The organism is Corynebacterium heidelbergense (genome assembly GCF_028609845.1).
GTDB lineage: Bacteria > Actinomycetota > Actinomycetes > Mycobacteriales > Mycobacteriaceae > Corynebacterium > Corynebacterium heidelbergense.
Window position 1 is genome coordinate 1515289 of record NZ_CP063191.1, and the last position, 22544, is coordinate 1537832.

Annotated in this window: 21 protein-coding genes; 2 read left to right on the forward strand and 19 right to left on the reverse strand. The window is 66.2% G+C overall.

Annotated elements, in window-relative coordinates:
- Positions 1-41 precede the first annotated feature (41 nt).
- The 3 genes from CHEID_RS06650 to CHEID_RS06660 all read right to left on the reverse strand — a co-directional run bounded on the left by CHEID_RS06650 (position 42) and on the right by CHEID_RS06660 (position 3158).
- Entirely contained in the window at positions 42-1265 is a 1224-nt protein-coding gene (locus CHEID_RS06650; protein ID WP_238599281.1) for a THUMP-like domain-containing protein, read from the reverse strand.
- Between the two features lie 59 nt (positions 1266-1324).
- On the reverse strand, positions 1325-2245 hold the full coding sequence (locus CHEID_RS06655) for an NUDIX hydrolase (protein WP_112769219.1): 921 nt from the start codon (positions 2243-2245) through the stop codon (positions 1325-1327).
- Between the two features lie 115 nt (positions 2246-2360).
- A complete protein-coding gene (locus CHEID_RS06660) occupies positions 2361-3158 on the reverse strand; it encodes an ABC transporter ATP-binding protein (RefSeq protein ID WP_273661506.1) in 798 nt (265 codons plus the stop codon).
- Between the two features lie 321 nt (positions 3159-3479).
- Between CHEID_RS06660 and CHEID_RS06665 the strand changes: the two genes are divergently transcribed.
- Both CHEID_RS06665 and glgB read left to right on the forward strand, forming a co-directional pair.
- Complete coding sequence (locus tag CHEID_RS06665; protein WP_112769204.1) at positions 3480-5549, forward strand: alpha-1,4-glucan--maltose-1-phosphate maltosyltransferase; 2070 nt, start codon at positions 3480-3482, stop codon at positions 5547-5549.
- A gap of 56 nt (positions 5550-5605) precedes the next feature.
- Positions 5606-7798: a 1,4-alpha-glucan branching protein GlgB gene (glgB, locus tag CHEID_RS06670; RefSeq protein ID WP_238599282.1), complete on the forward strand. Its 2193-nt coding sequence runs from the start codon at positions 5606-5608 to the stop codon at positions 7796-7798.
- 73 nt (positions 7799-7871) lie between these two features.
- Here the strand turns inward: glgB and CHEID_RS06675 are convergent, their stop codons facing one another.
- The 16 genes from CHEID_RS06675 to prfA form a co-directional block, all read right to left on the reverse strand.
- Positions 7872-8870 carry a tetratricopeptide repeat protein gene (locus tag CHEID_RS06675; protein WP_112769221.1) on the reverse strand — a complete coding sequence of 333 codons (999 nt, stop codon included), beginning with the start codon at positions 8868-8870 and terminating at the stop codon, positions 7872-7874.
- 119 nt (positions 8871-8989) lie between these two features.
- Positions 8990-9694 carry an endonuclease NucS gene (gene nucS / locus CHEID_RS06680; RefSeq protein WP_112769205.1) on the reverse strand — a complete coding sequence of 235 codons (705 nt, stop codon included), beginning with the start codon at positions 9692-9694 and terminating at the stop codon, positions 8990-8992.
- Between the two features lie 13 nt (positions 9695-9707).
- A complete protein-coding gene (locus CHEID_RS06685; RefSeq protein WP_112769206.1) occupies positions 9708-10124 on the reverse strand; it encodes a DUF2550 domain-containing protein in 417 nt (138 codons plus the stop codon).
- 147 nt (positions 10125-10271) lie between these two features.
- Positions 10272-10643 carry a F0F1 ATP synthase subunit epsilon gene (locus CHEID_RS06690; protein WP_112769207.1) on the reverse strand — a complete coding sequence of 124 codons (372 nt, stop codon included), beginning with the start codon at positions 10641-10643 and terminating at the stop codon, positions 10272-10274.
- A gap of 14 nt (positions 10644-10657) precedes the next feature.
- Entirely contained in the window at positions 10658-12106 is a 1449-nt protein-coding gene (gene atpD / locus CHEID_RS06695) for a F0F1 ATP synthase subunit beta (protein WP_112769208.1), read from the reverse strand.
- A gap of 2 nt (positions 12107-12108) precedes the next feature.
- Positions 12109-13089, reverse strand: coding sequence for a F0F1 ATP synthase subunit gamma (locus CHEID_RS06700; RefSeq protein ID WP_112769209.1), 981 nt, complete (start codon positions 13087-13089; stop codon positions 12109-12111).
- A 64-nt stretch (positions 13090-13153) separates the two neighbouring features.
- Complete coding sequence (gene atpA / locus CHEID_RS06705; protein WP_112769210.1) at positions 13154-14794, reverse strand: F0F1 ATP synthase subunit alpha; 1641 nt, start codon at positions 14792-14794, stop codon at positions 13154-13156.
- A gap of 60 nt (positions 14795-14854) precedes the next feature.
- Entirely contained in the window at positions 14855-15673 is an 819-nt protein-coding gene (locus CHEID_RS06710) for a F0F1 ATP synthase subunit delta (RefSeq protein WP_112769222.1), read from the reverse strand.
- 5 nt (positions 15674-15678) lie between these two features.
- Positions 15679-16245, reverse strand: coding sequence for a F0F1 ATP synthase subunit B (locus CHEID_RS06715; protein ID WP_112769211.1), 567 nt, complete (start codon positions 16243-16245; stop codon positions 15679-15681).
- Positions 16246-16363: 118 nt separating this feature from the next.
- Positions 16364-16606, reverse strand: coding sequence for an ATP synthase F0 subunit C (locus CHEID_RS06720; RefSeq protein ID WP_112769212.1), 243 nt, complete (start codon positions 16604-16606; stop codon positions 16364-16366).
- 108 nt (positions 16607-16714) lie between these two features.
- Positions 16715-17515: a F0F1 ATP synthase subunit A gene (atpB, locus tag CHEID_RS06725; protein WP_112769213.1), complete on the reverse strand. Its 801-nt coding sequence runs from the start codon at positions 17513-17515 to the stop codon at positions 16715-16717.
- 283 nt (positions 17516-17798) lie between these two features.
- A complete protein-coding gene (locus CHEID_RS06730; protein ID WP_273661023.1) occupies positions 17799-18314 on the reverse strand; it encodes a Cg1360 family ATP-synthase-associated protein in 516 nt (171 codons plus the stop codon).
- A gap of 109 nt (positions 18315-18423) precedes the next feature.
- Positions 18424-19599, reverse strand: coding sequence for an MraY family glycosyltransferase (locus CHEID_RS06735; RefSeq protein WP_112769214.1), 1176 nt, complete (start codon positions 19597-19599; stop codon positions 18424-18426).
- A gap of 66 nt (positions 19600-19665) precedes the next feature.
- A complete protein-coding gene (locus CHEID_RS06740) occupies positions 19666-20325 on the reverse strand; it encodes an L-threonylcarbamoyladenylate synthase (protein ID WP_112769215.1) in 660 nt (219 codons plus the stop codon).
- Positions 20326-20403: 78 nt separating this feature from the next.
- Complete coding sequence (locus CHEID_RS06745) at positions 20404-21420, reverse strand: N5-glutamine methyltransferase family protein (RefSeq protein WP_112769216.1); 1017 nt, start codon at positions 21418-21420, stop codon at positions 20404-20406.
- 15 nt (positions 21421-21435) lie between these two features.
- Positions 21436-22512 carry a peptide chain release factor 1 gene (prfA, locus tag CHEID_RS06750; RefSeq protein ID WP_112769217.1) on the reverse strand — a complete coding sequence of 359 codons (1077 nt, stop codon included), beginning with the start codon at positions 22510-22512 and terminating at the stop codon, positions 21436-21438.
- Positions 22513-22544 lie beyond the last annotated feature (32 nt).

Here is a 22544-nt window from a genome sequence, read left to right on the forward strand (position 1 = left end):
TATCCTACGCGGGTCGGGTGACCCCGGCCACAAACGCCCAATCAACCCGTGACCGGCTGGCACAGGTAGGCCACGGCGCTCTTCCCCACCCTGGTGAGAACCACGCTCCAGGGCTGTGTTCCCCTCAATTTCAGCGACTTGCGGAGCTGGTCCGGGTTCACATCTACCCCGCGCACGAGGATCTCCACCGCCCCCGCCTGCCGGGCCTTGAGCGCTGCCTTAAGCTTCTTCATCGGCACCCATTCGTGCACCTCGAAACCCCGGTGCCCCTCCGGCACCCGCGGCCCGGTGAGGTAGGCGATGCGGGGATCTAGCTGCCACAGGCCATGCCGCGCCGCGTAGTGTCGCACCAGCCCCGCCCGAACGATGGCGCCGTCCGGGTCCACGATGAAGCGGCCGTGCTCCCCGGGGCCGCGGTCTTCCGGTTCGATCTGTTCGTCTTGGGACGTCAACAGCACCGGGCGCTGCCCCAGCACGACCGCCCGGCGCACGGGGGAGCCGGCCGGAGCGGTCCCGCCCAGCCCCGGGGCGCACAGACCGGGGGTGTACACGCAGGCCTCCTTCACCGCCCCGTCCACCGAGACCACGTCGATCTGCCCGGCCCACGCTTGTACCTGCGTGAAATCGAGGCCCGGCGCGCACTTCACCGCCAGTTCCACCCCTCGCTGCCGCCACGGGCCGACGAGATCCGGCAGCGGTGGTTGCAGGTTCTCCACGCGGCTGACCCGGCCGGAGGAGTTCCGCCGACCGGGGTCCGCGACCACCGCGTCCACGTCCCACACCGGGCAGGTCGCATCCGCCCGCGCCACGGGTACCCCCGGCACGTTCACCCGCGCCATGCGCAGGCGCACATCGTCCACATCGGAGCCCACCACGTCGGGCACGGCCGCCTGACCTGCGGCGAGCTCCGTTCCTACCGAACAGGTGACGTCCGCCATCGTGCGCACCCCCACCCGGTGTAGGTGGGCCGCGCGAAACTCGGCGACCGCCCAGGGCGTGGCCTGCTCCGCCGCGCTTTGATCGGCCAGCCACGCCTGCGCCATGGGTGCGGGCATTTTGCGGCCCAGCACCTCCCGGGCGCGCAGCAGCTCCACTATGGCGCGGCCCATCTGGCCGTATTCCTGCCGCAGCGTCGCCACGCTGGCCAGGGAATTGGACCCGCTGAACTGAAGCTCCCCGGCCCGCTGGCGGTCTTGAACCCGCTGCAGCGCTTGGGCGCCCGAGGCGCTGGTGAGGAAGCTCAACTCCTCGGCACTAAAAGACACGATGCCTTCCGATTGACCCGGTGGTGCACGGTGGACCCGCGAGGCGCAGGCCGGTCCCGCTACTGGATGTAGTACTGGAAATAGGAACCGGGCCGGTCCTCGAAGGGATGGGCGGGCAGATCCTCCGGATCCACGGCGAATTTCATGCCCGGCGCGAAATGCCGCTTGGGCCGACCGTACATCTGCGTTTCCATGAGGTAGTACTCCGCCATATAGGGCTCGTCCACCGGCTCCACCGTCACGGGGTCCACGGAGATCCCCGCGGAGAACTCCATGACCTCCGCCACGGTGCGGAATGTATCCAGCAGTTTGAGCTGGGCCCATGTGGGCGGCATGAGGCTAATCTTGCGGCTACGCCAGCCATCCAACAGAGTAGATGGCCGGAACCACCCGGTGGAGGTGGCCTCCCGGGTATCCCCCACCGTGTCCTGCCCCTCGGGCATCGCGGCGACGAAGAAGGCCGTGTCATAGCGAATGGGCTGCTCCACGGGGGTGACCCAGTTGGCCCATGGGCGCAGCAAGTCCGAGCGCAACACCAGGTGGTTATCACTCATGAAGTCCGTGAAGGCCAGCTCGTGGTTTTCCATCCGGGCCCGCTGGACCCGGTAGTCGGCGGTGTCCGCGACGATATCCCCGCCCATCTCACTGGCCAGCAGGGTGCCGGATTCCTCGAAGGTCTCCCGCACCGCAGCGCACACGAGGGCCCGCGCCATGGACGGCGGTTTCTGCAAACGCTCCGCCCACCAGGCCACATCCGGCCCGGACCAATTGATCTTCGGGCTGGGTCGGCCATCCCCGTTGACGTCCCCCGGCATGTCCCGCGAGTCCACGCCGCCGCCCGGGAAGACCGTCATCTCCGCGCAGAAGGCCATGGTAGACGCACGTTCCTGCACGTAAACCTCCGGGCCGCTGAGCGTATCCCGCAGCAGAATTACTGTGGAGGCATGGCGCGGCGCGACCGGGCCCAACCGGGCGGCCATGGCCTCCCTGGAACCTCCCGGCAATTCCCCGGCCGCTTGCTCGTCACTCATGGTCCTCACCTCCCATCGTCGCCGCGCTCAGTATCGCTGCGGACACCCACGACAGCCGGTAAGTCTACCCACCCGCGTGCCGGTGGCTGCCCCCACGGCGTGTTCGGCGGGCAAACCACCTCCCATCGGTGTGTGTCACGTCTATCGGTTGGTGGAAAGCCGCGGTGAGGTTAGGTGGCGTCATGATGTCCCCCAACACCCCCTGGGCAACCACCTGGCCCTCATCCAACAACAGCCCGTGGGTGAACCCCGGTGGGATTTCTTCCACGTGGTGGGTGATCATGACCGTGGCCGGGGAGTCCGGATCCAGGGCCAAGTCGCTGAGCAGCTCAATGAGATCCTCCCGGCCGCCCAAATCCAACCCCGCCCCGGGCTCATCCAGCAGCAGCAATTCGGGGTCGTTCATGAGGGCCCGGGCGATGAGCGTCCGCTTCCGCTCGCCCTCGGACAGCGTCGCCCACGTCTGATCCGCCAAGTGATAGGCGCCCACACTCTCCAGGATCTCGATGGCCCGGTCGTAGTCCTCCGGCTCGTACTCCTCGCGCCACCGCCCCAGCACGTCATAGCCCGCGGAGATCACCAGGTCCGCGACCTTCTCCTCCCCTGGAATCCGCTGCGCAAACGCGGAGGAGGACATCCCGATGGCCGTGCGCACTTCCCGCACGTCCACGCCACCCAAGCGCGCGCCGACCAGGGTCACCGTGCCCGTCGTGGGGAACATCTGGGCGCCAGCCAACCGCATCAGGGTGGTCTTGCCCGCCCCGTTGGGCCCGATGATGACCCACCGCTCATCCAGCTCCACCTGCCAGTCCAACGGCTGGAGGATCTCCCGGCCGCCGCGCACCACGGAGACCCCCCGCATGTCGATGACAAGGTCCTCCGGATTGGCCGGCGCCGAGGCCGGGGCAGAGACCAAACTGCGCGGCGGCGCGGCGCGCTTACCCGCAGGCTGACCGGAGCTGGCTGCGTTTGCTTCTGCGTTCACGCATTCCATCGTGCCCTAGGCCGTGGGCCAACACCACCACATCCCCACCGGCCAATCCCACTGCCGCCTCGGCGCCCCCCTTCCGGCAGCCGTCTCCCCTGCGGTTGTCCCATCGGCGGTTTAGGCTGAATATCGCCCTCACCGGGTGCGCTGGCACGCCCGCGCCGAACCACCAGCAACGTAGACCAGGAGTTTCCCATGACCGGCCGCCTTGGCATCGACAACGTCTCCCCCGTCATCTCCCTTGGCCAGTACCCCGCCAAGGGGGTCGTGGGCCAGGTCTTCCCGGTATCCGCCACCGTCTGGCGGGAGGGGCACGATGCCGTTTCCGCCACCCTCGTGGTCCGCCGCCCCGCGGGCAGCCGAGGGGGGCGCGCCAAGATCACCATGACCCCGGAGACGGGGGACAACGCCAACCCGGACCGCCGCCACGCCGTGTTCACCCCAGACGTGCCGGGGATCTGGACCTTCCGCGTGGATGCCTGGGCCGATCCCGCCGCTACCTGGTACGACGCGATCGCCAAGAAGGTCAACGCGGGCCAGAGCGCCGAAACCCTGGCCAACGACCTAGAGGTGGGCGCCCGCTTCTTCGAACGCGCCGAGCACAAGGCCGCCCGCGCGGACACCGCCGCCGTGCACGCCGCGGTCACCGCCCTAAGGGACGAGTCGCTGAGCATGGAGGACCGGCTGGCCCCGGCCTTCTCCGAGGAGGTACGCGAGGCTCTGCGCCGCCGCCCCGTGCGGGACTTGCATACCCGCGGCCTGGAGTTCCAGGTTCACGTGGAGCCGCTGAGCAGCGCCTATGGCGCGTGGTACGAGTTCTTCCCGCGTTCCACCGGCGGCCGGGCAGAGGACGGCACCCCCATCCACGGCACCTTCCGCACCGCGGAAAAGGAGCTACCACGTATCGCGGGCATGGGCTTTGACACGGTCTACCTCCCGCCCATTCACCCCATCGGGGAAGTGAACCGCAAGGGCAAGAACAACTCCTTGACCCCCACCAGCAAGGATGTGGGCTCTCCCTGGGCCATTGGCTCCGCAGCCGGCGGGCACGATGCGGTTCACCCCGAGCTGGGCACTGTCAAGGACTTCATCCACTTCCGTAAAGCCGCCGAGAAGCTGGGCCTGAAGGTGGCCCTGGACCTGGCCCTGCAGTGCGCCCCTGACCACCCCTGGGCCGCCGCCCACCCGGAGTGGTTCACCGTGCTGCCGGACGGCAGCATTGCCTACGCCGAAAATCCCCCAAAGAAGTACCAGGACATCTACCCGCTGAACTTCGACACGGATGCCCAGGGCCTCTACTCGGAGGTGCTGCGGGTCGTCCGCCTGTGGATCGAGCGGGGTGTGCGCATCTTCCGCGTGGATAACCCCCACACGAAACCCGCGAACTTCTGGGCGTGGCTCATCCACGAGGTCCACTCCACCGACCCGGACGTGGTTTTCCTCGCCGAGGCCTTCACCCGCCCGCCCCGGCTCTACGGCCTGGCCAAGCTGGGGTTCACGCAGTCCTACAGCTACTTCACCTGGAAGACGAACAAGGAGGAGCTCACCGAGTTCGCCGAGTCCATCGCCAGCGGCGCGGACGTCTTCCGCCCGAACCTCTTCGTCAACACCCCGGACATCCTGCACGAGTCGCTGCAGAAGGGCGGGCGGGCCATGTTCGCCCAGCGCGCGGCCCTGGCTGCGACGATGTCCCCGCTGTGGGGCGTGTACTCCGGCTATGAGCTCTACGAGCACGAGCCGGTCCGCGAGGGCAGCGAAGAGTACCTGGACTCTGAAAAGTACGAGCTGCGGCCGCGGGATTTCGACGCTGCGGAAGCAGCCGGGGAGTCTCTGGCGCCGTGGTTGCGGTTCCTCAATGATGTTCGACGCCAACACCCAGCGCTTCACCAGCAGCGCAACCTACACCTGCACGAGACCAGCAACGGCAGCCTGCTGGCGTACTCCCGCGTGGACCCCATCACCGGCGACGCGATCCTGGTGGTAGTGAATCTGGACTCCCGCTCCATCCAGGAGGGCTCCGTGACGGTGGACCTCCCCGCCGTTGGGCTAGCCCCGAAGCCCGGGTTCCCCGATGACCTCGACATCCAGGACAGCTTCCCGGTCACGGACCTGCCCACGGAGCAGACCTACACCTGGTCCACCGAAAACTACGTGCGGCTGGACCCAGATTTCCAGGTAGCCCACATCTTCCAGCTCCCCACTGTGCCGGAGGAGCGCCGCACTGCCCTGGCCTTCCGAGACGAGGACTACGACCCCCGGGGGTAACCCGATCGCAGCAGTTCACCGGTTCCCCACCCCAGATCTAGGACTAGATTGAAGTTATGGCCGATACCTATCACCCCACGTTGTCCGCCCACGATCGGGACCTACTGCTGGGCCGCAAGCACTACGCCCCGCACGACGTACTGGGGATGCACCCGGTCGCCTCGCCGAGCAGCGAGAAGGGCTCTGGGGGGAGCGTCGGCTTTGTCATTCGAACCGTGCAACTCAGCGCGCGGGGAGTGGACGTCCTCACCGGGGAACAACGGCTGCCCATGCACAACACCGGCGACGGCATCTTCGAGGTCCGCATCGCCGAGCCGCTGGAGGACTACGAACTGGAGGTGACCTGGGAAAGCGGCGCGACCACGCGCCTGCCGGACCCCTACCGGGCGCTGCCCACCATCGGGGAAATGGACCTCCACCTCATCGGGGAGGGTCGGCACGAACGGCTGTGGAACGTCCTTGGCGCCCAGGTCGGCGAGCACGGCACGAGCTTCACCGTCTGGGCCCCGCACGCCGCAGGAGTCGCGGTGGTTGGCACCTTCAACGGCTGGAACCCCCGCCAACACCCCATGCGCGCCCTGGGCTCTTCCGGGGTATGGGAGATCTACATCCCCCACGTGGGCCCCGGCGAGCTGTACAAGTTCGCAATCACCGCCGCCGACGGCCGCTTTTTGGAAAAAGCGGATCCCCTGGCCAAGCTGTGCGAGCAGGCCCCCGGCACTGCCTCCGTGACCGTCCGCCCCACCGAGTACTTCTGGGAAGACGGGGCCTGGTGCACCCACCGGGCCACGGTGGACTGGAACACCACCCCCATGAGCATCTACGAGGTCCACCTCGGCTCCTGGAAGCGCGGGCGCAGCTACCGCGAACTTGCCGAGGAGCTCGTGGACTACGTCACGGACAAGGGCTTCACCTTCGTGGAGTTCATGGGCATCTCCGAGCACCCCTTCGAACCCTCCTGGGGCTATCAGGTCACCGGATACTACGCCCCCAACAGCCGCTTTGGCGGCCCTGACGACCTGCGCTACCTCGTGGACCGGCTCCACCAGGCCGGCATCGGCGTGATCATGGACTGGGTGCCCGGGCACTTCCCCAAGGATGACTGGGCCCTGGGCCTCTTCGACGGCGAAGCCTGCTACGAACACCCGGACCCCCGCCGCGGTGAGCAGCCGGACTGGGGAACCTACGTCTTCGACTTCGGCCGCACGGAGGTGCGCAACTTCCTCGTGGCCAACGCCTTGTACTGGTGCAATGAGTTCCACATCGACGGGCTGAGAGTGGATGCCGTGGCCAGCATGCTCTACCTGGATTACAGCCGCAACGAGGGCGAATGGATTCCCAACGTCTACGGCGGCCGGGAGAACCTGGACGCAGTGAGCTTCCTTCAGGAGACGAACGCCACCCTGCAGCGGGACGTGCCGGGGACCCTCACCATCGCCGAGGAATCCACCTCCTGGCCGGGCGTGACCGCCCCCACCGAGGAGGGCGGCCTGGGCTTCAGCTTTAAGTGGAACATGGGGTGGATGCACGACACCCTGGAGTACATCAAGCGGGACCCCGCCTACCGCAGCTATCACCACAACGAGATCACCTTCGCCATGGTGTACGCCTACTCCGAGCGCTACGTGCTGCCCATCAGCCACGACGAAGTTGTTCATGGCAAGGGCACCCTGTGGTCCCGAATGCCCGCCGCCGCCAGTTGGGACAAGGCCGCGATGGTCCGCGGCTTCTTGGGCTTTATGTGGTCCCACCCCGGCAAGAAGCTGCTGTTCCAGGGCCAGGAGTGGGGCCAGACTCAGGAGTGGAACGAGCACCGGGGGCTGGACTGGGCGGACATGGAAGGCTGGGAGGGCGAATACCACCGGGGGCTGTCCAGCCTCACCAGTACCCTCAACGACCTGTACACTTCCCTGCCCGCACTGGGTACCGCCGATCACGATCCGGAGGGTTTCCGCTGGATCGCGGCCGACGACGATCACAACAACGTGCTCAGCTACATCCGCCGTGGCGGTGGCCAAACCATGGCGTGCGTGATCAACTTCTCCGGTCGTACCCACGAGAACTACCGGATTGGGCTACCGGAGGCCGCCCGCTGGCGGGAGGTACTCAACACCGACGACGTCCGCTGGGAGGGCGCGGGACGCGCCAGCGGAGACCTCCTGCCGGAGGCGCAGGCCTCCCACGGCTTTGGCCAATCCGCAACGCTGACGATCCCGGCGCACACCGCGCGGTGGTTCGTGGCGGAGTAGGTCCGGCGGCCCGTGTGAGCTAGAACGGCGCCGTGGGCTGAAACGGCGCCGTGGGCTGAAACGGCGCCGTGGGCTAGAACAGAGCGCTGGCCATCTTCGTGCGAGCCGCTGCCACCTCCGGGTCCGCGGCGTCGAAGAGCTCGAACAGCTCCAGCAACCGCGCGCGGGCCCGGGAACGCCGCTCCCCCGCGTCAGCCTGAATGACCCCAATGAGCGCGTCGAACGCCGCCGCCTTCTGCCCGCCGAGAAGCAGATGATCCGCTGCCACCTCCGCAGCTTGGGCATCCGCCGGGTTGTCCCGCAAGGCAGCTAGAGCCTCCTCCGCCGACGCGGTCCCCGGTTGTTCCACTCGCTGCAGCAGCAGGGCGTTCGCCCGGGCGGACCGAGCCGTGGCGGCAACCTCGGAGGCCCCTGGCTCCTCCTTCAGGATCGCGTCGTAAGCGCCCACCGCCCCGGCATAATCCCCGGCGGCGATCTTGGCCTCCGCATCCACCAGGCGGGGATCCTGCTGCTCCGGTTCCTCCGGCTGACCCTGCCCCGCCGGGATGCCACCCAGCTTCCCATCCGTGGCTTGCACGATCGCATCCACCCACCCAGAGAGCTGCTCGCTGGGCTGGGTGCCCTCGAAGGACGTCAGCGGCCGCCCCGCCGCCAGAGCCAACACCGTGGGCACGGCCTGCACCCCGAAAGCCTGGGCCACCTCCGGATCCGTGTCCACGTTGACGTGCCGGTACACCCAACGCCACTGGTCCTGGGCTTGGCCCTGCTGCTCGGCGAGGGCCGTGAAGGCCTCGCGCATCTCCTCACTGCCCGGAGAGCGGGGGGAGCCCAGGTGCACGATCACCGCCACCTGCGTGGAGCGCACCACAAGGTCCTGCTCGAAGGTCTCCGGGGTGATGTGCGCGGCCGCCTGCACCGCCTCCCCGCCGTCTTGGGTGGCGCCCCGTTCCGGCTGGGCGGGACCCGACTGCCCGGCCCGCTGGGACCGCTGTTTCAGTTCTCCCAGGTCCACGGCACCGGCTACGAATCGCGGGCCTGGCTGGGCCCCGGATGCTTGCTTCGGGTTAGTCATGGCCCCCACCATAGTGCTCGCGCTTCGGGCCTGCGCTAGGTAGGTGGCGTCCCCAAGAATTGACCGGGGCCCCGCACCTGCCTGCGGGCGCGGGACCACAGTGCCTGTGACAGCCCCGATCAGAACAGCCGGAACTCCGAGTCATCCGTACCGCGCATCGCGGCGTAATCCAGCGTCACGCACCGGATGCCTCGATCCTCCGCCAGCACACGCGCCTGGGGTTTGATCTCCTGCGCCGCGAAAACGCCCGTCACCGGCGCCAACAGCTCGTCGCGGTTCAGCAGCTCCACATAGCGCGAGAGCTGCTCCACGCCGTCGATGCCACCGCGGCGCTTAATCTCCACCGCCACCGTCGCCCCAGACCCATCCCGCGACAAGATATCCACCGGGCCAATGGGCGTGGGGTACTCCCGGCGGACCAGGGAGAACCCCTCCCCCAGCAGCTCGATCTGGTGCGCCAGGAGCTCCTGCAAATGCGCCTCCACCCCATCCTTGATCAACCCCGGATCCGCGCCCAGGTCGTAGAAGTGGTCCGCGCGGAGTGCAAACAGTTGGATCCGCAACTGCTCGCCCTTGGGGCTTTCCACCACCCACAGGGATTCCACGTCCCCGTTCTCCAGCTCCGGGGCCAGGGCGCCGGGCTGCGTGTATTCGGTGATGGAACACGGCGGGGTCATCCAGTTCAGCGGCTTGTAGGCGCGGTCATCGGCATGGATGGACACCGAACCATCGGCCTTGACCATGATCAACCGATCCGCCCGCGGCAGGTGGGCCTCTAACCGACCGACATAGTCCACCGCACATTCAGCAACTAGCAAACGCATGGCCAGTAGCCTACTAAGAGCGCACCCGGCGCTCGCTGGGCGCGGACTCCAACCACGAGACCAGGGCGGTGTCCCCCTGCCGGTCCACCGCGATTTCGTACTCCTGGGAGCGCAGGCGGACGTGCACGATATGCACATTCGGCTCCATGAATTGCCGTTCCCGGTCGGTGAGCTCCCGGCGGCCGACGATGGTGGTGCCGTAACGCGTGAGGACGACGTCCGATTCCGGGCGCAGGGAACGCAGCTTGTACAGCCGCGCGACGGTCTCCGAATAGACCAAAACCCCGTGCCGCCAGTGCCTTCCATCGTTTGCGGGAAGGCGCCGGACCAGCACGGGGTAGCTGCCGGAGCGAAGCGTGAAAAACCGCCACGCCACCGCCGCAAACAGGGCCGTGAACAGGGCCAGTAGAACGATGAAAGCCGTACCCATAGCGCCCGCTGCCACCCGCTCTCTTCTGCTGCCTACTTTGGAACAAATCTACTTGGGGCGCGGGCAAAGAGCCAAGAAACCCCTCGTCCCCACCCCTGTCGTGGCGACGGGGTGAAGGAGGAGGGGTCCCTTCGGGTTCTCGGACTGCTAGTGCTGGGAGCGCTTGACGGCTCGCAGCTCGGCCTCTGCCTTGAGGGCAGCGTCCGAATTGTCCGCGTCCCGGACGCGGGCTTCGGCATCCGCAGTGTCTACCTCATCGGCCCACACTGCGGAGTCGGCGAGGATGGTGATCTTGTCTCGCGCCACGGACAGGAAACCGCCCTGCACCGCAGCCACCAGCTTGTCACCATCGGTGGTCCGGATGGTCACCACCCCGTTTTCGACCAACTGGCCGAGCAGGGGCTCGTGACCGGGAAGCACGCCGATCTCGCCTTCGGTTGTCTGAGCGGTCACGGACGTGGCCTGACCAGACCACAGAGCCCGTTCGACCGCAACCAGTTGAGCGGCAATCTCAGCCATGGGCGCCTACGTCCTTACTTCTTCTCGTTCATCTTCTTGTATGCGGCTTCCACGTCGTCCAGGCCGCCGAGCCCGTTGAAGGCCTGCTCGGGGTAGGAATCGAAGTCACCGTTGCAGATGCGCTCGAAGGCATCGATGGTGTCCTTCAACGGGACGTAGGAGCCGGGGATGCCGGTGAACTTCTCCGCGACGAAGAAGTTCTGGCCCAGGAAGCGCTCGATGCGGCGGGCGCGCTGGACGGTGATCTTGTCCTCCTCGGACAGCTCGTCCATACCGAGGATGGCGATGATGTCCTGCAGCTCCTTGTTCTTCTGCAGGATGTGGATCACGCGCTGAGCAACGTCGTAGTGACGTTGCCCCACGATGCCCGGCTCCAGGATGCGGGAGGTGGAGGTCAGCGGGTCCACGGCCGGGTAAATACCCTTGGAGGCAATGGAGCGGTTGAGCTCCGTGGTGGCGTCCAGGTGGGCGAAGGTCGTCGCCGGGGCCGGGTCGGTGTAGTCGTCGGCCGGGACGTACACGGCCTGCAGGGAGGTAATGGACTTACCCTTCGTGGAGGTAATCCGCTCCTGCAGCACGCCCATCTCGTCGGCCAGGGTCGGCTGGTAACCCACTGCGGAGGGCATACGGCCCAGCAGCGTGGATACCTCAGAGCCGGCCTGGGTGAACCGGAAGATGTTGTCGATGAACAGCAGCACGTCCTGGTTCTGCACATCGCGGAAGTACTCCGCCATGGTCAGACCGGACAGGGCCACGCGCATACGGACTCCCGGCGGCTCGTCCATCTGGCCGAAGACAAGCGCAGTGTCTTGCAGCACGCCCATCTCCTCCATCTCGAGGAAGAGGTCCGTACCCTCACGGGTGCGCTCGCCCACACCGGCGAACACGGAGGTACCGGAGAACTCGCGGGCGATACGGGTGATCATCTCCTGGATGAGCACCGTCTTGCCCACACCGGCGCCGCCGAACAGGCCGATCTTGCCGCCCTTCACGTAGGGGGTCAGCAGGTCGATGACCTTGATGCCCGTCTCCAGGATCTCGGTCTTGCCCTCCAACTCGTCGAATGCCGGGGGCTCCCGGTGGATGCCCCACTGCTCGCCGTCGCGGCCGAGGCCGGGCTCGTCGATGCAGTCGCCGAGAGCGTTGAAGACGTGGCCCTTGACCACATCGCCGACGGGCACGGAAATGGGCTTGCCGGTGTCCTTAACCTCCGCACCGCGGACCAGGCCGTCGGTGGGGGCCATGGACACTGCGCGCACCAGGTTTTCGCCAAGGTGCTGTGCCACCTCCAGGGTGATGGTCTTTGCCACGGCCTCGAGGTCCACCTCGACCGTCAGGGCGTTGAACAGGGCCGGCTGCTGGCCGCGCGGGAACTCCACGTCCACCACCGGGCCGATCACTCGCACGACGCGGCCGGCAACAGTGGCGTCAGCCGGGGGCTGAGCCTTAATTGCTGTAGTCATATCTAGTCACTTTCTCCGCTATCGGCGAGCGCGGATGCGCCACCGACGATCTCTGTGATTTCCTGAGTAATCTGCGCCTGGCGGGCCTGGTTGGCAACGCGGGAGAGCTGCTTGACCAGGTCCGTTGCATTGTCCGTCGCAGCGCTCATGGCGGTGCGTCGGGCTGCGGACTCCGAGGCGGCTGCCTCCAGCATGGCCGCGAAGATGCCGCGGGAGACGTACTGCGGCAGCAGCTCCTCCAGCAGCCGGTCGGCGCTGGGCTCGAACTCCACCTCGGGCTGGATCTCTTTGGAACCGTTGGACAGCATGTCCTCGCCCTGGTGGATTTCTTCCTCCTCCACGACGGGCTCGATCGGCAGCAGCCGGTGGGCCCGCGGGATCTGGCTGAGCATGGATTCGAACTCGGTGAAGACCATGTGGACTTCGTCGAAGCCCTGAACGTCCTCGCCCTGGTGCCCCCGAACGCCATCGCGGTGCTTGGCCGTGCCCTCGGATCCGGCGATGAAGCCGTCGATGAGGTGGCGGCGCAGATCGTGGGTCTTGGAGTAGTCCGGGTCTTGAGAGAAGCCGGTCCATGCCCCACCGATGGGTTCGTTGCGGAAGTTGTAGTAGGACAGGCCCTTGTTGCCCGCCACGTACAGCACTACTTCCTTGCCGTCCTGCTCCAGCATCTTGCGCAACTCCGCCGTCTTCTTCAAGACGTTGTTGTTGTACCCGCCGCACATGCCGCGGTCGCTGGAGATCACCAGGATGGCCGCGCGGGAGGCGTTGGCACGCTCCTTGAGCATGGGGTGGTCCATCGAGCTGGCGGAGGCCAGGCGTTGGATAACCCGCTCGATCTCCTGGGCGTACGGCTGGGATGCGTCGACTCGGGATTGCGCCTTGGTGATCCTGGAGGTGGCGATGAGCTCCTGAGCCTTGGTGATCTTCTTGGTCGAATTCACGGACTTAATCCGGGTCCGCAGTTCGCGAAGACTGGCCATCTACTCTCGCCTCCTATCTTGTTCCGTTGGTGGTCATTGGTGCATTCGTCCGTTCTCGACGCCGCTACTTGCTGGTCTTGCGGGTCACGGTGATCTGGGACTTCTTCACTTCGTCCTGATCCAGCGCCTCGGCCTCGGGCTCGTTGACCACGGGCTTGCCGTCGGAGGTCTGGAAGGTCTGCTTGAAGTCCGCGACGGAGCGCTTGAGGGCTTCCTTAGAGTCGTCGTCCAGCGCCTTGCCGCCGTTGATCTGCTCGTACACCCCGCTGGCGTTGGAGTGCAGGTGCTCCCACAGCTCGGCTTCGAAGCGGCGGATATCCTCCACCGGCACGTCGTCGAACTCGCCCTCGCCGGCCAGGTAGATGGAGACCATCTGGTCCTCCACGGACTGGGGCTTGGTCTCGGTCTGCTTCAGCAGCTCAACGAGGCGCTTGCCGCGCTCCAACTGAGCCTTGGAAGCCGGGTCCAGGTCAGAGGCGAAGGCGGCGAAAGCCTCCAAGTCGCGGTATGCGGCCAGGTCAAGACGCAAGGAACCCGAAACCTTCTTCATGCCCTTCGTCTGTGCTGCGCCACCCACGCGGGACACGGAGACACCGACGTTGATGGCGGGGCGGACACCCTGGTTGAACAGGTCGGACTCGAGGAAAACCTGACCGTCCGTGATGGAGATGACGTTCGTCGGGATGAAGGCAGACACGTCGTTGGCCTTCGTCTCGATGATCGGCAGTGCGGTCAGGGAGCCGCCACCCAGGTCGTCGGAGAGCTTGGCGGCGCGCTCCAGCAGGCGGGAGTGCAGGTAGAAGACGTCGCCGGGGTATGCTTCGCGGCCCGGCGGGCGGCGCAGCAGCAGGGAGATGGCGCGGTAGGCCTCGGCCTGCTTGGTGAGGTCGTCGTAGATCACCAGCACGTGCTTGCCGCCGTACATCCAGTGCTGCCCGAGGGCGGCGCCGGCAAAGGGGGCCAGCCACTTGAAGCCAGCGGAGTCGGAGGCCGGGGCCGCGACGATGGTGGTGTAATCCAGGGCACCGTTGTCCTCCAGGGTCTTGCGGATAGCCGCAATGGTGGATCCCTTTTGGCCGATGGCGACGTAGATGCAGCGAACCTGCTTGCTCTCGTCGCCGGACTCCCAGTTGGCCCGCTGGTTCAGGATGGTGTCGATGCAGACCGAGGTCTTACCGGTCTTGCGGTCACCAATGATCAACTGGCGCTGGCCACGGCCGATGGGGGTCATGGCGTCAATCGCCTTGATGCCCGTCTGCATCGGCTCCTCCACTGGCTGACGCATCAGCACGGAGGGGGCTTGCAGCTCGAGGACGCGGTCCTCTTCGGACTCGATATCGCCCAGGCCGTCGATGGGCTGGCCCAGGGGGTTGATCACGCGGCCGAGGAAGTTATCCCCAACCGGGATGGACAGGACCTCGCCGGTCCGCTTAACCTCGTCGCCCTCCTTGAGGGACTCGTAGTTGCCCAGGACCACCACGCCGACCTTGTCGGTGTCGAGGTTCTGTGCGACGCCGATGACGCCGCCCGGGAACTCAAGCAGCTCGTTGGCCATCACGGACGGCATGCCGCTTACCTGGGCAATGCCGTCAGCGGCCGTCGTGACCACTCCGACCTCCTCGCGGGAGGCCTCCGGGGAGTAGCTCGAGGTGTAGTTCTCAATCGCGCTACGGATCTCGTCGGAGGAGATCGTCAGCTCCGCCATGTTCTTCCTGCTCTCGGTGTTGTCTTCCAGCAATGTGTTTCTCACCTGCGGTCTGCGTTGTTAGGCGATAGACCGGCGAAGGCGTTCCAGCTTGCCAGCTGTGCTGCCGTCGATAATCTCATCACCGACGCGGATGACGGCTCCACCGAGGAGGCTGGTGTCTACCTCAGAATGAACCGCAATCTTGCGACCGTAAATCTTCTCCAACTTGGCAGCCAGGGCGCTCTCCTGCTCATCGGTGAGCTCTGCTGCACTTCGGACGCGAGCAACCTCGCGCCCCTCGAGCGCGGCGACGTCGTCGCACAGGCCGTCGAGGACCTCTACCGGGCTGTCCTGCAGCCGGCCGATTGCCTGGAGGGCCAGGGCCTCGGTGACCGCGGTGACTTTCCCGTAGATGACCTTGGCCAGCAAGTCGCGGCGGTCGTTGGCCGACCGAGACTTATCCGCCAGCAGCATCTCCAGCTCTGGCTCGTTTTCCAGGATCCGGGCGAGGCGGAAGAGCTCGTCTTCCACCCGGTCCAACTGACCCTGCCCCTCGGCGGAACGCAGCAGCGCGCGGCGGCCAAGTTTCTCCAGGCCCGCGCGCAGGTCCCGCGTGTTCGACCAGGTCTGGGACACCGCAGCGGACACGATCTCCTCCGTGGCGGCGGATACCTTGCCGGAGAACAGCCGCTTGGCCAGGCCAGCGCGCTGCTCGGGTTTGGCGGCCGCATCCACGAGGGCCATCCGCAGGCTGCGGTCGCTGTCGAGGACGTCAACAACGTCCAGCAGCTCCGTGCCCGTCTGGGCTCCGGTGTTGACGGCGTCAGAGGTCTCCCCCAGCCCGGTGTCCAGGGTGTGGCTCAAACGCTCGTAGGCTTCTCGGCTAGCTGCGTGCATTCCCATCACTTCCTAGCGCTGCCGACGTTATCCAGGTCGGCAAGGAAGCTATCGATGGTGCCCGAACGCTTGACATCGTCGGACAACTGCTCGCCCAACAGACGCTCAGCCAGGTTGATCGAATTGTGGCCCATATCCTTGCGCAGGTCAGACACCACGGAGGTGCGCTGCGCTTCAAGCTGGCGGTGGCCAGCTTCGACGATACGGTTGGACTCGTCGGTCGCCTGCGCCTTCATGTCGGCGATGATCTTCTGGCCCTGGGACCGGGCATCATCGCGGATCTGGGCGGCCTCGGTGCGAGCCTCGGCCAGCTGGGCGTTGTACTTCTCCAGAGCAGCCTTGGCCTCAGACTGAGCGGCCTCGGCGCGCTGGATGCCACCCTCGATCTGATCCTCGCGTTGGTTCAGCACTTCCTGGAACTTCGGAAGCACGAACTTCCAGAACACGAACAGGATGACCAAGAACGGAATGATTGACCAGACGATGTCATACAGCGGCGGGAGAAGAGGGTTGATGCTCTCCTCCATCGGCAGCTTCTCGGATTCTGCTGCCAGGTAAAGAATGTTCGTCATAGTCTCCAGCTTTCGCTATCTATGCGGGTGTTGTTAACGGTGTGCGGTTGGATTTCGGGCGATACCGGCGCGTGGCGGGCGGTACGTGGCCAATCTCCCACCGCATCCTCATCCGCAACTAGAACAGGAAGGCGGCGACCAGGCCGATGAGGGCAAGGGCCTCGGTGAAGGCGATACCCAGGAACATGTTGGTACGCAGCTGGCCAGCCATCTCGGGCTGACGCGCCATAGCCTCGGCGGTCTTACCGGCGACCAGGCCCACGCCGATGCCCGGGCCGATTGCGCCGAGGCCGTAGCCGATAGCGCCGAGACCCTTCAGCTGAGTGGTGCCTTCTGCAGCCAATACGAGGATGTCGTTCATGAGAGTTCCAAAACCTTTCTGGTGACCGACCCGGCAGATGTCGTTTTTCGTGCTACCGAGTGCTGATGGTCGGGACGTGTCTTTTGCAGTTGTTGTGTTGTGCGGTGGTTAGTGCTCGTCGGCATGCAGCGACAGTTCGATGTACACGGCGGTGAGCAGGGCGAAGATGTACGCCTGCAGGAAGATCACCATGAGCTCGAAGAAGCTGAAGGCCACACCGAAAGCGATTGTGCCAGCAGACAACAGTGTCCAGCCGTTGAGCTGCCAGAAGAAGAAGTTCGTGGCGCTGAACAGCATGACGAGGATGATGTGTCCGGCCAACATGTTGGCCATAAGACGGATGGTCAGGGTAATCGGACGGAGGACGAAAGTGGAGAAGAATTCAATGGGTACCACGAGGAAGTGGAGGAAGAAGGGAAGCCCCGGGATCACCACAGACGACTTGAAGTACTTGCCGAAGCCGTACCGCTTGATACCCGCGTAGACGAACACCACATACGCCACAACGGCCAGCACGAGCGGCAGGCCGATGCGGGCGCTTGGGGAGATGTTCATAAACGGGATGACCGTCGGTAGGTTCACAGCGAGGACCGTAAAGAAGATGGCTGCGATGATCGGAAGGAAGCGGCGCCCCTCTTTTTTGCCCAAGATCTCTTCCGCAATGTGGATTCGCACGAAATCTAGTGCGAGCTCCGCGAAATTCTGCACGCCGTGCGGAATCAACTTTGGCTTGCGCATCGCGAAGAAGAAGAAGGCGGTAACCGCCAAAACCATTACGATGCGGATGACCATCAAGCGGTCGAGCGCGAAAGCTCCACCAGCAAAGTCGTTGAACCACAGACGGCTAGGATCCAACTGCCCCGGGAAGAATTCATGTTCCAATGAAGGTGAATGGAATTCACCCTTCATGGCCAAGGTTGTTACGCTCAGCGTTCTCTCCCGTGTTTGGGCCGCGTGCACTGAAGTGTCAGGCGGTGCGATGGAGGTCTTGATTGTCGAAACTTACCGACGTCCGAGGACTCCGTCGCTCGTCCCGGCGGGGTCGGCAGGTACCTGAGGCTGATCGCCGAAACTCCAGGTGAAAATGCTCACCGTTCCGGCCAGCCTGGCCCACGTTGACCTTACCAGGTTAGGAGCACCTGCCGCTAAGCGATGCCCCGCATGTTTTCGCGAGGTCCTGCCAGGTTCTGTACTAGCTGATGTACAGGGTCTTCGTACGCAGGATGGCCCAGGTTTCCGTGGCTAGGACAACAACCAGCGCGACGATAATCGTCACCCCCAAAGCCGGATGGCTGTAGAAGGTCATCCGCTTGAGAACCAACAGCACAATGAGCAGCACCACAGCCTTGACCAACCAGGAGCCCAGAACCACCGCCAGCGTGGTCGTGGGAGCCGTCCGCGCCGTCGCCAGCGCGGTAAACACCGTGGTCAGTAGGAAGATGCCGCCCACCACGGAACCGATGAGGGCCCCGTAGAACCCCGCCGATCCGGCGGCGATAGTCCAGGCCACGAGGGAGACCACCGCCACCGCGGCCAGCGCGAGGGACCCGGACCGGGCCGCCCGCCGCAGCGGGAGGGCCCCGTCTGCCGCGGCGGAGACGTCATTGAGCTCCGCTACCGGTCGGCTGGCCTCTTCCGGGGCTTCGGGCCGCTCCGCGCGCTCGGTCGGGTCGGTTTCGTTCACGTTCACGGGGTCCTTCTCAGTCACATCACCGAAGCGTACCGGCTTGCAGCGGGCACCTCCCAGCCGCGTTGGAGGTTAGGGGCGTCCCCAAGAATGACGAACCGAACCCGACCGCCACCGCCGGAATCTCGGGCTACGGCCGCTGGGTATCCTCCCGCCACAGCGGCACGACGGTAATCGCCACCACCGCCATGAGGGCCACCCCGAAGACCATCGCAGTAATCCCCGGCGGAAACACGGCGGCCCCCACCGCCCCGAACGCGGCCACCGCCACCCACGCGTACATCACCAGCACCACCCGCTTTTGCGTGTGGCCCAGGCGCAACAGGCGGTGGTGAAGGTGCTCCTTGTCCGGGGAAAAGGGGCTCTTACCCGCACTCACCCGCCGCACCACCGCGAGCACCAGGTCCAGTAGCGGGATGAACAGGGCGGCAAGCACCACGATCACGGGGGACAACAGCGCCACCGCATCCGCCGGCCCATACAGGGCCATGTTGATCCGCCCAGACGCCGACACGCACGCCGCGGACAGCAGCACCCCGATGAGCATGGACCCGGAATCGCCCATAAAAATCCGCGCCGGAGAAAAGTTGTGCGGCAAAAACCCCAGGCACACCCCGGCCAACGCCGCCGAAATCATGGCCGGCGGATACGCGGAAACGGTGCCGCCCTGGTCGTGAAGAATGGTCAGGGAGTACACGAGGATCGTGGCGGAGGCGATCAGCCCCAGCCCCGCGGCGAGGCCATCGAGTCCGTCCACGAAGTTCATCGCGTTGATGATCGTGACCGTCAACAACACCGTGATCACCGTGGACTGCACTTGATCCAGGATGAGCGTGGTCCCCCCGTCGGCCGGCCAATACAGCAGGTACCAGGACAGGCCCATGAGGCTCATGAGCACCGAGCCGCCCACCTGCCCCACCAGCTTGACTACCCAGCTTATGTCGTAGAGATCGTCCACCACCCCCACGGCCACGATGACGAAGGACGCCGCGAGCACAGCGTTCATGTCGGGCGTCACCGGTGGGAAACCCCGCGTGAGCGCCGGGAGCTGACCGGCCGTCACAACCGCCATCACCACCCCGCTGAACATAGCCACTCCCCCCAACCTCGGCGTGGGCACCGTGTGCACGTCCCGCTCCCTGGGCACCGCCAGGTGGCCCCGCCGCAGCATGAGGCTGCGAACCACCCCGGTGAGCAGGAAGGTGGTCCCGCAGCCCACCAGCAGCACGAGGGCCAGCTCGCGCAGCGGAACACCCGCGCCTGTGCTATACCCCTGCGCCAACACTTGGCTGCTGCCGAACTGCATCACTGCAACCCGCCATCCTTCCTGGTCTGCGTGCTTTGCCCCATGGGCCCTTAGGTTCGTGGTCCGCTAAATCTGACCGCGGAGCTGCGCCGGGCTCATCCCCAGCACCTCCCCCACCTCCTCGGCGCTCGTCGCACCCTCCCGCAGGATCCGCGGCCGACCGGAGGAGAGATCCACGATCGTGGAGGGGGAACCCACCGTGGCCGTGCCGCCGTCCATGTACACCCCGACCTCCCCGCCCAACTGCTCCTCGGCCTGCGCGACCGTCACGGCCGGGGGCTGGCCGGAGATGTTCGCGCTAGAGACCGCCATAGGCCCCGTGCGCTGCAGCAGCTCTAGGGCAACGGGGTGCAGCGGCATCCGGAGCATCACCGTGCCCCGCGTGTCCCCCAGATTCCACGGCAGCGAGGGGGCCTGGTGCACAACGACGGACAGGCCCCCCGGCCAGAACGCCTCCACCAGGCGACGCAGGTTGAAGCTGTATTCCCGGACCAGGCCCTCCACGGTGGACCAGCTACCGATGAGCACCGGCACGGGCATGTCCGGTCCGCGCCGCTTAGCACGCAGCAGGGCCTCTACGGCCTGGTTGTCGAAAGCGTCGCAGCCGATGCCATAGACCGTGTCCGTCGGCAGAACCACCAGACGGCCGCCCTTGACGGCGTTGACGGCGCGGATGAGGGCATCCTCGCGGTCGGTCGGGTCCGTGGCATCTACGCGCAATGACATCTCAGGTGATCCTTGGGTGTTTCGGCGGGGCTTGCGGTGTTCCGGGGCTTGCCGTGTTACGGGCAGCTACTAAGGCTCCTATCGTAGTGACCCACCAGAACCGCCGGGCACGTATGTCGGGGGCCGGTGCACTTCGGCGCTGACAAAGCGATCGCGCCCGGCGAGGTCCCGGTGGCCGCGCACGCCCCGTAATCCTCGGCTGCACAGGAGCTGCGCCATCGCCTCCCCGGTGGAGTCGTCGTGCTCGATGGCGAGAAGACAGCGGGGTGCGGCGGCCTGCAGCATGGCGCCGAGGAGTGGCTCCATCAGCGCCATTCCGTCTGCCCCGGCGAACACCGCCTCTGCCGGATCCGCGTGGACTTCCGGGCTCACCGGGCTCTCGCTGGGCACGTAGGGCGGGTTGCTCATCACCACGTCCCCCGCGGCTGTAAGACCCAGTCGCATAATTAGCCCGGGGTCTGCCACATCCCCGCTGAACCACTCCAGGTGAACGCGCTCGCCGATCTCCCCCCGGCGGCGCAACTGACGTTCGTTCGCGCGGGCCAGGTCCAGCGCCTTGGAGTTTGCGTCCACGCCGACGATGCGGGCGCGGTAACTGTGGCGCGTGAGACGTGCGGCCAGGGCCAGGGCGATGCTGCCAGGTCCGGTGCACAGGTCCACGATGGTGAGCTCGTCGGGCATGAGCGCGGCGGTCAGCGGTGCGGATTGCATGTTCTTCAGGACGCCCCCAACCTCGCGCCAGACCCAGTCCACCATGAGCTCGGTCTCTGGCCTGGGCAGAAAGGCCTCCGGCCCGGCCAGGAGATCCAGGCCGTCGAAGAACGCGGCCCCCACGATGTGTTGCAGCGGCTCCCGCCGGCTGCGGCGATCCACCCAGTCCGCGAAGGCCGCCGGGGCGGGATCCTCGCTGCGGGTAAACAGCTCTGTGGCGGACACGGGCCTGCGCGGGTGTTCGCGGTCCGGCGCTGGGGCCAGGGCATAGGCCATGAGGAGGCGGGCATCGGGCAGCGGGGACTCCACCCCCGCGTCCGCGAGGAGCCGGGCGGCGGCGCGAGTGGCACCGCCGACGGTGTCGGTTTCCTGCAGGTGTGGCACGGGGTCCGCGGGGCCCTAGCTCTCCGCCTCGAGGCGGCGGGCGCGCTCGGCTTCCTGCAGCGCGGCGAACAGGGCTTCCAGGTCCCCGCCCAGGACGGCGTCCAGGTTGTTCGCCTTGTATCCAATGCGGTGATCAGAGACGCGGGACTCCGGGAAGTTGTACGTGCGGATGCGCTCGGAGCGGTCCAGGGTGCGGATCTGCGCGGCGCGGCCCTCGGCGGCTTCGGCTTCCGCCTCCTCTTCCCGCAACTGCTGGAGGCGAGCGGCCAGCACCTGCATTGCCCGGGCCCGGTTTTGGATCTGCGAGCGTTCCTTCTGGCAGGTGACCACGATGTTGGTGGGCAGGTGGGTGATGCGCACGGCGGAGTCCGTCGTGTTCACGCCCTGCCCGCCCTTGCCGGAGGAGCGGTAGACATCCACGCGGATGTCCTTGTCGTCGATCTCCACGTCCTCGATCTCATCGGGCTCCGGGTAGACCAACACACCGGCGGCCGAGGTTTGAATGCGGCCCTGGGACTCGGTGACGGGAACGCGCTGCACGCGGTGGACGCCGCCTTCGAACTTGAACGCGGACCAGGCACCGTCCCGGGAGGGGTTCTTGGACTTGATGGACATGGTCATGTCCTTCACCCCGCCCAGATCCGTCTCGTTGAGGTCCAGAATCTCCGTGGCGAAGCCGTGGCGCTCAGCGAAGCGCTGGTACATGCGGGCCAACTCCCCGGCGAAGAGAGCGGCCTCCTCTCCCCCGGCGCCGGACTTGATCTCCATGACGATGTCGTCGCTGTCGTGGGGGTCCCGAGGGGCCAGCAGGTCCGTCAGTTGTTCGCGGAGGGTGGCAATCTCGCCATCCAGGCGGTCTGCCTCCGCGGCGAATTCCGCGTCCTCGCTGGCCATCTCCCGGGCTGCGGCGCAGTCCCCCTCCGCCTGGGTCAGGCGGGTGTGGACCTGGATGATGGGCTGTAGCTGGGAAAAGCGCTTGCCCACCCGCCGCGCGGCCGCGGGGTCGTTGTGCAGCTCCGGGTCCGATAGCTGCGCCTCTAGCCCCTGGTACTCAGCCAGGATGTCGTCCACCATCGACGGCGTGGTGTTCATGGGTTTCACGGGTCCTTTACTCCTTGTAGCGG